Consider the following 12,112-nt stretch of genomic DNA (forward strand, 5'->3'; position numbering starts at 1 on the left):
GTACCTCAGGAGGGTGTCGTCGTCTCGTGTTCTCTCAGTCCTGCTGCTGGCTCTCCTCCACCAGTGCCGTCTGCATCAACCGCGGCCGGCGGCGAGCGATGTGGAGGGCCCGGCCCGGCGGGAGGTTGAGGGGCTTGGCGTCGCCGAAGAGGCGGCCTTCCGTGGGCGGGCAGGAAAGCAGGACGGCGGGGTTGTTGGCCTCGTCGAGCCTGCGGATGAGTCCGTCGCTGAGGCCGCGGCCGGCGCCCATGGCGCTGCGGGCGACGACCAGGTGCAGACCCATCTCGAAGCCGAGGGTCAGATTCTCGAAGAGCGGCTCGAAGGGACTCTGGAAGGAGTTGCCGGAGACCATGTCGTAATCGTCGACCAGGACGAACAGACGGGGCCCGGCCCACCAGTCGCACCGGCGCATACGGGCGGGGGCGATGTCGGCGCCGGGGACGCGGGCCTTCATCGCGCGGGCCGCGCCCTCGATGGTCTCCTTGAGGTTGTCCAGGGAGATCACGTGCCCGATGCGGTACTCGTCGGGGATGGCGCCCACCAGGGTGCGGCGGTAGTCCACCGCGATGATCTTCGCCTCCTCCGGGGTGTAGCGGGTGGTGATGCCCTTGGTGATGGCGCGCAGCAGGTTGGTCTTGCCGCTCTCGGTGTCGCCGACCACGATCAGGTGCGGGGTACGGCTGAAGTCGTGCCAGACAGGTTCCAGGGCGTCCTGGTCGATGCCGAGCGCGATACGCATGCCGCCGCCCTCGGTGGACTCGGGGGCCGGGAGTTCGGCGAGCGGGAGCCGGTGCGGCAGCATCCGGACCTGCGGGGCGGGTGCGCCCGGCCAGTGCCGGGAGACTTCGGCGACCAGGTGCGTGACGCCGTCGCCGAGGTCCTCGAGGGAGCCGCTGCCGTCCAGCCGGGGGAGGCCGGCGAGGAAGTGCATCTTGCTGTCCGCGGTGATGCCGCGGCCGCCGGTGCGCGGCACCGAGCGCGCCTTGCGGGTGTCGATCTCGGAGTCCATCGGGTCACCCATCCGCAGTTCGAGGCGGGTGCCCGCCTGGTCACGGACCTGGGCGGACAGCTCCACCCAACGGGTGGTGGTGATGATCAGGTGGATGCCGTAGTTGAGTCCCCGGGCGGCGAGTTCGTTGAACTTCGGGATCAGGGCGTCGTAGTCCTGGCGCACCGTGGACCAGCCGTCGACCACCATGAACACGTCGCCGAAGGGCTCGTCCGGGAACTCCCCGGCGGCCCGGCGGCGGCGGTAGGACTGCATGGAGTCGAGGGTGTGGTCCACGAAGAACTGCTCGCGGCGGGCGAGCAGCGTCATCACCTCGGCGACGGCCCGGTGCACCCGCTCCGGGTTGAGCCGTGCCGCGACGCCGCCGACGTGCGGAAGGGCGGCGAGCTGTGAGAGGCCACCGCCGCCGAAGTCGAGGCAGTAGAACTGGATCTCGGCCGGGGTGTGGGTGAGGGCGAGGGCGGCGATCAGGGTGCGGGCGAGTGTGGACTTGCCGCTCTGCGAACCGCCCGCGACGGCGACATGGCCGCCGGCTCCGGAGAGGTCCACGACCAGCGGGTCGCGGCGCTGCTCGAAGGGCTTGTCCACGAGGCCGACCGGGACCCGGAGCCTGCCGGTGCCGGACCAGCCGGCGGCGGTGAGGCCGCGCTCCGGGTCGGCAGTGATGCCGGGCAGCAGGGCGTCCAGCGGGGAAGGCTCGGCAAGCGGCGGCAGCCACACCTGGTGCGCGGCGGGGCCGGAGCCGCGCAGCCGGTCGAGGGCGACGTCGAGCAGGGCCTCCTCGTCGCCCGTCTCCTCGGTCTCCGGCTCCGGCTCGGTAGCGGGGTCCAGCGTGCGCGGCACCACCCAGCCGCTGGTCCACGGCACCACCTGACTGGCCACCCGGGCCTGGACCACCGCGCCGGTGCGGCGCCGGTACGTGCCGGAGGAGTAGGCGGCGCGGAACCGGGTCAGGGACTCCACACCGGACTTCAGGAAGCCGCTGCCGGGCTGGGCCGGCAGCTCGTAGGCGTCCGGGACGCCGAGCACGCCGCGGCTCTCCATGGCGGAGAAGGTGCGCAGGCCGATGCGGTACGACAGGTGGCTCTCGAGCTGGTGCATACGGCCCTCGTCCAGGCGCTGCGACGCGAGCAGCAGGTGCACCCCGAGGGAACGGCCGAGGCGACCGATCATCACGAACAGGTCCATGAACTCCCGATGCGCGGAAAGCAGTTCACTGAACTCGTCGACCACCACGAACAGGCTGGGAAGCGGGGTGAGGTCCGTCCCCCCGGCACGGGCCCGCTCGTACTCCAGGGCGGAGGTGTAGTTGCCCGCTGAGCGCAGCAGTTCCTGTCGCCTGATGAGTTCGCCGTGCAGAGCGTCCTGCATACGTTCCACCAGCGCGACCTCGTCGGCGAGGTTCGTGATGACGGCGGAGGTGTGCGGGAGTTCCTCGAGGCCGAGGAAGGTGGCGCCGCCCTTGAAGTCGACCAGGATGAAGTTGAGCGTCTCGGAGGAGTTGGTCAGGGCGAGACCGAGGACGAGCGTGCGCAGGAGCTCGCTCTTGCCGGAGCCGGTGGCGCCGATGAGCATCCCGTGCGGGCCCATCCCGCCCTGCGCGGACTCCTTGATGTCGAGGTCCACCGGGCGGCCGTCGACGCCGACCGCGATCGGCACCCGCAGCCGGGTGGAGCCGGTGTGCCGGTTGAAGAGGGTCTGCGGGTCGTGCCGGTGGAGGTCGGGGATGCCGAGCAGTGTGGTCAGCTCGACGTCGGTGTCCATCGGCTGCGCGATGTCGGTGCCCAGGCTCATCCGGCGGGGGGTGAGCAGCCGGGCCAGGGACTCCGCGCCGAGGACGCCGAGCCGGTCCGGCCGGCCGAGCGGCACGGAGCGCTCCTTGCGGCTGCGGTCGGTGCGCACCAGGCTCACCTGGTCGGGACCGACGGTCAGCCTCAGTGTGTTGCGGCCGGGGCGCCAGCGCAGCGCCCCGGATATGTCGAGGGCCAGGGCGTTGCGGTAGCCGTGCCCCTCCCAACGGTGGCCCTCGGGCACGGTGACGCCGTCGAGGACGACGATCGTGTAGGGCTCGTCACGGGCGGGCCGGGCTTCCGGGTCGAAGCCGGGGCGTTCGGCGAACTCCGCGCCGAGCAGGTCGTCGAGCTCGGTGAGGTCGGCGGTGATCCGGCGGGCCTGGCCGGCGCCGTCCTCCTCGTACGGGTCCAGCGTGTGCGGGAGCCACTTGACCCACTCCCAGTCGGGCCGCCGCTCGTCGCTGACGCAGAGGGCGATCCACAGCTCCTCGGGCGCGTGGAACACCGCGAGCTGACCCAGCACGGCGCGCACCAGGGCGCGTACCGCTTCGTTGCCGGGGCCCTCACCCGGGTCCCCGCCGGCCTCCCCGGGCGGGGGGGTGCCCGGCCCGGCGAGGTCCTGGCCGGGTGCCTCCTCGGGGCGCAGCAGGATCCTGGCCGAGGAACGCAGATAGAGGCCGAGGGGCTGTCCGGGGATCGTGGAGTAGGCGCGGATGAAGCGGCGCAGGGCGTGCGCGCAGAGGGGTTCGAGGTCCTCGACCGGGCGGGTGGAGACCGGGTTCAGGGTGAGGGCGAGCTGCTGCTCGCCGACCGCGAGCCGGACCTCGCCGAAGTCCTCGTCGGCCGGGCGGCGTTCCCACAGCCGTGAGGTGCGGGCCAGCGAGCGGAGCGACGCGGGCTCCGGGTGGCGCCAGGCGAGCGCCCGCTGCTGCTCCGTGATGGTGGTGCGCACCCGCTTGCGGATCTGCGCCAGGTAGCGCAGATAGTCGCGGCGTTCACCCTTCAGGCGCTGCTTGCGCTCGCTGGAGCGGCGCATCAGCTGCCCCAGCAGCATGGCACCGGCGGAGAGCGCCATGACGCCCATCGCCAGATACATGAAGACGCCGTTCCCGCCGCCGGGGCGCAGGAACATCAGCATCATCGACACCGACATCAGGGCCATCGGCAAATAGGTCCAGATTGCCGAGGTGTCGGGCACCTCCTCGGCGAGGACCGGCGGCTCCTGGAGGGTCAATTGTCCTTCGGGCATCTCCGGCCCGCGCCTGCGGGCCGGGCGGCGAAACAGCACGACACTCAAGGGAACAGAACCTCCGGTTCACTGACTTTCCGGCCCACACCGAAATTCCGGCGCACCCGGTGGTGGAATAGGCCGCGCCGCGCTGATTCTCCGGGTCCCGCGTGAGTGCGGTGAACGTCGGATGAATGTTTCGAGCGGATAGCGGGGGCGGTCAACTTCCGTGATGGTCAACCACATACAGGATAAGTGGAGTCCGGTCGGCAGCACGACCCGGTGGTCGTAGGCAGTAGTGTGCATTCACGGAACACGACCTGTCCACGCGGGAGTGGTCTTCGCCGGGCCCGCGGAGGCACATTCCGTGCCCGGCCCCCCGGGTCGCGGCCGCGCGGACCTTCCGTACTGTTCGCACATCTCCCCTCGCGGGGAAGTCCTCCTGTCAAAGCCTTCCGGAAGACGAGAGTTCAGCTGATGACCGACAGCGCGGTGGCCGAATCGTGCCGCCTGACCGTACGTGCACCGAGCGTCAGCGTCGATCTGGCGGTGCCCGCCGACGTGCCGGTCGCCGACCTGCTGCCCACACTGCTGCGTTACGTCGGTGAGGAGGCCGAGGAGGCCGGACTCGACCACGCGGGCTGGGTGCTCCAGCGACTGGGCGACGCCCCGCTCGACGAGGAGACCACCCTGGCCCGTGCCGGACTGGCCGACGGCGCCGTGCTCTACCTGCGCCCGCACACCGAGGCGCTGCCCGAGGCACGGCTCGACGACCTGGTGGACGGGATAGCCGAGACCGTGGGCCGACGGCTCCACACCTGGTCCCCCGGGGCGGCCCGCGGCCTGCTGGTGGGCACCGCGGTGGCGACCGTGGTGACCGCCCTCGTGCTGGTGTTCTGGCCGGGGGTGACGTCCAGTTCGGGTGCTTCCCGGGCGGCCTGTGCGGCCGTGGTCGGGCTGCTCCTGCTCGCGGGCGCGGGCTCCGCCAGCCGCGCGGTCGGTGACCGCCTCTCCGCGACCGCGCTCGGCCTGCTGGTCGCACCGTGCCTGGCGCTGGTCGGCTGGGTGCTGCCCGGTGGCGACCTGACCGGCCCGGACGCGGCGCAGGTCGCGGGCGCCCGGCTCCTGGCGGCGGGTGCCGCAGGTGCGGGCGGCGCGGTCCTCGCGCTCGCCGCCACCGCGGTCGGCGCCCCGGCCCTGCTGGCCACCGCGATGGTCTCGGTGGCCACCGCGATCGCCGGGGCCCTGATGGGGTACACGGGCCTGGACGTGTCGGCCTCCGTGGTGCTGGTGGCCACAGTGATCGCGCTCGCAGCCGGGACGGTGGCACCGTTCGCCTTCAAACTGGCCGGGATGCGGATGCCGTCGCTGCCGTCCACCGCAGGCCAGCTCCAGGAGGGCATCGACCCCTACGCGGGCGACGAGGTCTCCGAACGCACCGAACTCGCCGGACGCTGGGTCACCGCACTCTTCGCCGGCACCGGCACGATCGGCGCGGCCGCCCTGGTGGTCCTCGCCGAGACAGCGGACCTGCCCGAGGTGCTGGCCGGGCTCGCGCTGAGTCTTCTGCTGCTCCTGCACAGCCGCGGCCTCGTGCACATCGGACAGCGGCTGACCCTGGCGTTGCCGGGGCTCCTGGGGCTGCTGCTGATGGCCCGGGCGTGGGCGGTGGACAGTGACGCGGACGGCCGCGTGGTGGTCTTCGGGGTGCTGCTCGCCGTGGCGGCCGGACTCGTGACCGCCTCCTGGACGCTGCCCGGCCGCCGGGTGCTGCCCTACTGGGGCCGCGCTGCGGAGCTGGCGCACACCGGCCTCGCCGTCGCGCTGCTGCCGCTCAGCCTGTGGGTGGCGGGCTTCTTCGGCTGGCTGCGCGGCCTGTTCGGCTGAACACAGCCGTACGCCGTTACATGGAGAACGAGTTGAGGAGAGGCAGTGCAGTCCAAGCGCGACCAGGTACAGGCCCACAGTTTCATGATGGGCAGGCTCAGCTCGGGCCTGCTGACGGCCGACCCGGACGCCCCGGAGAGCCCGCTCGGACGCACCACCCGAGGCGTGGTCTTCGGCGTGCTGGTGACCATCCTGATCGGTGCGTGCGCCACCGTGTACGGGTTGCTGCGCCCCGGCGGCAACGACGGCTGGCGTGACGCGAGGCACCTGGTGGTCAACCGCGACACCGGTGCCCGGTACCTGTGGACCGGTACCGACGGCGTACTGCACCCGGTACGCAACTACGCCTCGGCGCGTCTGATCGGCGGTTCCGACCTGGCGACGGTGGACGTTGCCACCGCCTCGCTGCAGGACGTCCCCGTGGGGTCCCCGGCCGGCATCACCGGCGCACCGGATGCCCTTCCCGGCCCCGGCCAGCTCGACGACGGTGCCTGGCACATGTGCGTCACCGGGCCGGGCGGGGCGGCGGCCAGCACCTCCGGTGCCGTGGCGGGCACCGGGGTGGAGAAGCCCGGGGCCACCACCGTGGTCGCCGGGGCACCCCTGGACTCCCGAGGCGTCGGCGCCGACCGCGGGGTGCTCGTGCGCGGCCCGGACCGTACCGAGTACCTGGTGTGGCGGGGCAGCAGGCTGGCTCTGGACCGCACCTCCGATGCCCGCAACGCTCTCGGTTACGGCTCGGAGCAGCCCATGCCGGTCTCGGCGGCCTTCCTCGACGCCCTGGCCCCCGGCGCCGCCCTGGCACCGCCCGAGGTTCCGGGGCGCGGCGACGAGGGCCCGGTGCTCGGCGGTGAAGCGAGCCGGATCGGCCAGCTGTTCAAGGTCAGCGTGCCTGGCGGAGGCAGTACGTACCACCTTCTTCGGGAGGACGGCCTGGTGCCGCTGACCAGGCTCGGGGCCGCGCTGGTGCTGGGTGACCCGGCCACGCAGAAGGACGCCTACGAGGGAGAGTCGCCCGAGGTGCGCGCCGTCGGCGCGGACGCGCTGCGGGAGCACAGGGCGAAGGACTCGGGCACCGCCGGGTCCGCAGGACTGCCGGAGACGCCGCCGGTGCCGCAGTCGGCGCCGCGCGGTACCGCGCTCTGCGCCCAGGTGGACGGCGACGACGGTGGCGCCCGGATCAAGTCGGTGCTGGTCCCGCTGGCCGAGCTCGCCCCCGTCGCCGTGTCGGAGGGAACCGCTCAGCCGCTGGAGGCGGCCTGTGTCCGGACGGACGCCACGGTGGTGCGGCCCGGGCGCGGAGCCCTGGTCCGGGCCCTGCACGCGAGCGGCGCCGCGCACGCCGGCACCACCTATCTGGTGGCGGAGAACGGTGTGAAGTACCGGGTTTCGGCCAAGGACTCCCTGGCGGCGCTCGGCTACACGGACAAGGACATCAGCTCGGTCCCCGCACCCCTGCTGGCGGCCCTCCCGACCGGCGCCGACCTGGACCCGGCCGCCGCTTCCGGCGCCGCGAAGACCAAGGTCACGGCTCCGCAGTGCGGTACCGAGGCACGGCCGGGGGAGGACGAGGGCAAGGCTGAGGAGGCCAAGGAGGCCTCCCCGGCCGAGGAGGCCGGGGAGGGCGCCGGCAGTGCCGTCGACACGGTCGGCTCCACAAGCTGAACTCCGGCAAAAACCGCATACGGCGTCACGGGAAGTGAAAGGAGAGAGGCGGTGTGTGACTTTATGCTGAACTCCCGTCGCTCTGAGGTCAATTCGGTGTGCATCGAGTGAGGCGAGAAAGCTCAGAATTAGCTCAAATTTTTTTGCAGGTCGCATCATGCGGGTCCGACCTGCGGGCATGCCCGTTTCACGGGAAGCGGGCAGTCCGTGTGACTGTTTGCGCCTACACGTGCCCGTTTCGTGACCACATCGTGTTGCGGCGGGCAGTTGGCCCCCTCGGCGTCGGCCGATCGGGCGGTTCGGGTTCATTTCACGGAAACATTCGGACAACTCCAATGCCGTGCAGGGATTTTGTCGAGCCGGCCTGAGGTCAAATCTTCTCTGCATATGTTGCGCCGGACAGTGGATTCTCTTTAGCCTCAGCGGGCAACGGTGCGAGGAGACTCGCCTGAACGAAGGGAGCGTGACATGGCGGACGGTTCCGGCAGGAAAGCGGAATATGCCAAGGGCTTGGGAGGTGTCTCCTCCCTGGAGTCGGCCAGGGCCGCGGTCGAGAAGATCCAGAACAACGTGGCCGAGGTCGCGGCACGTTCGGGCGTCGGCGGTGACGAGGGCCAGGCTCTGCTGAAGCTCTTCCGCAGCTGGAACTCCGAGGCGCAGAAGGTCGTCGTCCAGATCAGCAAGATGATCGACGCGCTCCAGGAGAACGTGACCTCGGCCAACCGCCTGGCGCAGGAAAACCAGGACCTGACCGAGGTGCTCAACAGCAAGACCAGCCAGGGCGTCTTCGAAGCCCTGCGCTGACCCACCCCCCCTGCGGCACCCGGCCCCTTCGGGGAAGCCGGCACCCGTGAGCTTCCCGGGCCTTGACGCCCGGCCTCTCGAGAGGAGACATCATGGCCGACGGCATCATCGATGTGCAGTACTCCACGGTCCGGAACGCGATTGAGGAGCTGAAGGGCCAGACCCAGCAGATCATCACGACCCTCAACCACCTCGAGGACGAGCTGAAGCCGCTCATCCTGTCGTGGGAGGGTGACGACCAGGCGATGTACCGCGGAGTCCAGGCGGAGTGGGACCAGGCCACCAAGAACATGGCCCTGCTCCTCGGCGACAGCGGTGATCTGGTCCAGAGCATCCACGACAACCACTCACGCGACGAGCGCAGGAGCGCCGACAACTGGGGCAACGTGCGGGCTCGCTGAGGTCCTACCTCCGGATCATGCCGGGGCGCGTGCCCCGGCATGATCGGAACGAGAGGCCCCTGGGGCCGGCCGGACTCCTCTTCGTCCGGTCGGCCCGCATTCCGTCCGGAACCGAACGGCAGGAGGACGTCCCATGGCTGGTGAGAAGGCCGACGTCAAGCATTTCGACCTCAAGCAGATGGAGAACTTCCGGGACAACGAGGTGCAGCCGGTCTACACCACGGCGAAGAAGCACCGTGAGGACGGCGAAGTACCGAACATCCGGCCGCTCGGCGACCTCATCGACGGGCACACCACCGCGGACAACCTCGCACAGGACCAGCAGCTCCTGCGCATCGGCAAGATGGCCACCGAGCCTCTGGTCTCGGGGCCCAAACTGATCGAGGGCGTCCGCACCGCGGCCGAGGCCATCGACAAGCTGCTGGGCGACCAGATGGACCTCTTCAAGGAGCTGAAGGAAGCGCTCACCGACACCATCGAAGAGGCCAACAAGACCAAGGACAAGAACCTGGACGCGATCGACGCCCAGACGCTGCTGCAGACCTTCGACGAGGTCGACACGCTCACCAGTGGGTCATCGGAGACAGAGGGCACCTGATTGCGTGCCGCGTGTGCCGGCGGTATCTCGGCCGCCCAGCAGACGCACGTGAGAGACACCCGGCTGCGTGCCCGCAGGAGAGAGCGGTGCGCCGGCCCGTACGACAACCGACCAGAAAGGGTGCCCGGTGGCCGATCGGTACGATCCCAACTCCGTTGCCAACATCGAAGAGTACGACGAGCGCAACGCGGCGTCGTCCGACACCTGGGCCACCCTGGTCACCCACATCACCGGCTATCCGGTGCCGGACCGCGCGACCATCTTCGACACGCTCCGCTCCGACCACGGCGGCAAGCTCTTCCGGATGGACATCAAGGAGCGCAGCCTCAGCCTGCTCGTCAAGGACTCCGGCTTCCTGCAGAACAAGGGCCAGGACTACGACATCTGGTTCTTCGACAGCGGTAAGAAGCGCTCCATCATGCAGGCCCGGATCGTCTTCGAGGGGCGGGTGAAGGCCGGTGAGGAGATCATCTTCGCCGGTGCCGACACCGACGACGTCAAGGACGTGCAGGTCCGGGAAGGCAACGAGTTCACGGACTACAACAAAGACAAGATGAGCACCATCCCGCTCGCCCAGTACATGAACGGCCCGCGGGCGGCGCTCCTCGAGCTGCTGACGGGCGGCACACAGAACGCCCGGTTCAGCAACCTGGGTGTGGCCGACGAAGGTGTGGTGGACCTGAACTCCTTCAACACCACAGGAGAATCCTTCGACTACGCGGCCAAGTTCTTCAAGGACCAGGCGCCGGTACTCAAGGACTGGGAGGACCGCTTCGGCCGGGACGACGCCAGCTGGAAGGGCGAAGCGGCTGAGGTCTTCCGCAGTCTGCTGACGAAGATCCGCGAGAACTACGACAGCTATGTCGAGACCTTCAACTCCTCGGCCGGCACGGGGAGCGAGACCGGAACGGGCAACACGGTGTACTCGCGCGCGCTGTCTCTGGGCCGCTCGTACCTGGTGGACGCAGCCAACAAGCTGTTGGACGCGTGGCTGGAGTGGGCCAAATCCGCGTACTACGACCCGCACCGGGTGCTGCGCTACGTCCTGGACGACCTCGCCCAGTGGGCGGACACGGAGAACGTCGCCAGGACGGAAATCACCTCGACCACCACCCGGTACATGACGACCGTCCGCCACAGCCCGCAGGCCGGCTTCTCCCAGGTGCACCCCGACTACGGAGACCTCACCGACATCGCCAACTGGGCGAAGGTCGGCGACAAGGCGGTCGAGATCTGGAACAAGGGCGTCGACAAGCACCTGGTCGAACCCGCCCGCGAGGTGCAGTCGACTCTGAACAACCACTTCCTCGAACTGGGCGAGGACTTCGCCGACAACGTGCCCAAGCCGAAGTCGACCAGCACGGCCTCGGAGGAGTACGAGGAGAAGAAGCTCGAGGAGGAGAAGGAGGAGATCAACCAGCAGAACGAGGAGAACAAGCAGTACCAGGACGAGCTGCGCGAGGAGCAGGAGCGGCAGCGCGAAGAGGACAAGCAGTACCAGGACGAGCTGCGCGAGGAGCAGGAGCGGCAGCGCGAAGAGGACAAGAACCTCCAGGACGAGCTGCGCGACGAGCAGAACCAGCAGCGCGAAGAGGACAAGCAGTACCAGGACGAGCTGCGCGAGGAACAACGGCTCGAGCAGGAAGAGGCCAAGAACCTCCAGGACGAGCTGCGTGACGAGCAGAACCAGCAGCGCGAAGAGGACAAGCAGTACCAGGACGAGCTGCGTGAGGAACAGCGGCTCGAGCAGGAAGAGGCCAAGCGGGAGGCCGAGGAACAGCAGAAAGCCATGGAGGAGAGCCTCGGCGGGATCAACGATCCCAACGCGGGCGGCCAGCAGAACCTCGACGATTTGCTGAACCAGAACATCCCGGTCACCGAGAGCGTCGGTGACCTCGGCAGCCTCAACGGCCAGGGTGGCCCCGGCGATCCGACCAGCACGATCACCGAGGAGCTCGGCAACCTCGGGGACGTGAACAGTCCCGGCGGCGGCTCCGCGGGGGTCGTGCCCCCCGTCACCCAGAGCCTCGGCAGCCTCGGCAACCTCAACAACGGCCCGGGTGGGACGAAGAACGCCACCGATGCGGCCAACGAAGCGATCACCCAGAACCTCGGCGATCTCGGTGACCTGAACAACGGCGCCGGCGGCTCCCTGGAGACCCCGACCGGGGGCAGCACTCAGCTCGGTGACAGTGGGCTGAGCACCGACTTCCCGGACGGCAGCAGTACATCCTTCGACCCGGACAGTGGGCTGCTCACCACGACGCATCCGGACGGCAGCGTCACCACCCAGAACCTGGACGACGGCGCGCGGGTGACCAACCCGGACGGGTCGGTCACGTCGCTCGGTGACGACGGGAAGCTGACGACGACGTTCCCGGACGGCACGACCCAGGTTGTCGATCCGGCGACCGGTCAGGCCACGTCCACGGATCCGGACGGCAAGACCACCACCGAGAACCTCGGCAGCCTCGGCGGTCTGAACGGCTCGAACGGTCTCGGAGACCTTGGGGACCTCGGCGGCATCAACTCCGACCTGCCCACCACCTCGACCGGTGACCTCGGCGGTGTCAACGGTCTGGAGACGCCGACCGGGGGCAGTACCGAGCTCAGTGGTGGTGAGCTGACCTCTGACTTCCCGGATGGCAGCAGTACGTCTTTCGATCCGGACAGTGGGGTGCTCACCACGACGGGTCCGGATGGCGGTGTCACCACGCAGGATCTGGG

General features: G+C 69.7%; 7 protein-coding genes. 6 read left to right on the forward strand and 1 reads right to left on the reverse strand.

The features are described from left to right. Positions 1-34 precede the first annotated feature (34 nt). On the reverse strand, positions 35-4,099 hold the full coding sequence (gene eccCa, locus ACWD04_RS17675; protein WP_451132838.1) for a type VII secretion protein EccCa: 4,065 nt from the start codon (positions 4,097-4,099) through the stop codon (positions 35-37). Positions 4,100-4,507: 408 nt separating this feature from the next. On the opposite strand from eccCa, the gene eccD reads away from it, so the two are divergent. The 6 genes from eccD to ACWD04_RS17705 all read left to right on the forward strand — a co-directional run. Beyond that, complete coding sequence (gene eccD, locus ACWD04_RS17680; RefSeq protein WP_451132840.1) at positions 4,508-5,917, forward strand: type VII secretion integral membrane protein EccD; 1,410 nt, start codon at positions 4,508-4,510, stop codon at positions 5,915-5,917. A gap of 45 nt (positions 5,918-5,962) precedes the next feature. Beyond that, positions 5,963-7,582: a type VII secretion protein EccB gene (eccB, locus tag ACWD04_RS17685; protein ID WP_451132842.1), complete on the forward strand. Its 1,620-nt coding sequence runs from the start codon at positions 5,963-5,965 to the stop codon at positions 7,580-7,582. Between the two features lie 468 nt (positions 7,583-8,050). After that, a complete protein-coding gene (locus ACWD04_RS17690) occupies positions 8,051-8,386 on the forward strand; it encodes a hypothetical protein (RefSeq protein ID WP_451132844.1) in 336 nt (111 codons plus the stop codon). 92 nt (positions 8,387-8,478) lie between these two features. After that, positions 8,479-8,787 carry a WXG100 family type VII secretion target gene (locus ACWD04_RS17695; RefSeq protein WP_451132846.1) on the forward strand — a complete coding sequence of 103 codons (309 nt, stop codon included), beginning with the start codon at positions 8,479-8,481 and terminating at the stop codon, positions 8,785-8,787. A gap of 133 nt (positions 8,788-8,920) precedes the next feature. After that, a complete protein-coding gene (locus ACWD04_RS17700; RefSeq protein ID WP_451132848.1) occupies positions 8,921-9,385 on the forward strand; it encodes a type VII secretion system-associated protein in 465 nt (154 codons plus the stop codon). A 127-nt stretch (positions 9,386-9,512) separates the two neighbouring features. Further along, positions 9,513-12,112 (forward strand): AAWKG family protein (locus ACWD04_RS17705; protein ID WP_451132850.1); only part of this gene is annotated, 2,600 nt, incomplete at its 3' end.

The sequence above is a fragment of the Streptomyces sp. NPDC002911 genome, from assembly GCF_053591835.1.

Excerpts from the sequence above, each read along its gene's own strand:
- eccD (WP_451132840.1), top strand. The coding sequence starts at position 4,508 with ATGACCGACAGCGCGGTGGCCGAATCGTGCCGCCTGACCGTACGTGCA.
- ACWD04_RS17690 (WP_451132844.1), top strand. The coding sequence starts at position 8,051 with ATGGCGGACGGTTCCGGCAGGAAAGCGGAATATGCCAAGGGCTTGGGA.
- ACWD04_RS17695 (WP_451132846.1), top strand. The coding sequence starts at position 8,479 with ATGGCCGACGGCATCATCGATGTGCAGTACTCCACGGTCCGGAACGCG.
- ACWD04_RS17700 (WP_451132848.1), top strand. The coding sequence starts at position 8,921 with ATGGCTGGTGAGAAGGCCGACGTCAAGCATTTCGACCTCAAGCAGATG.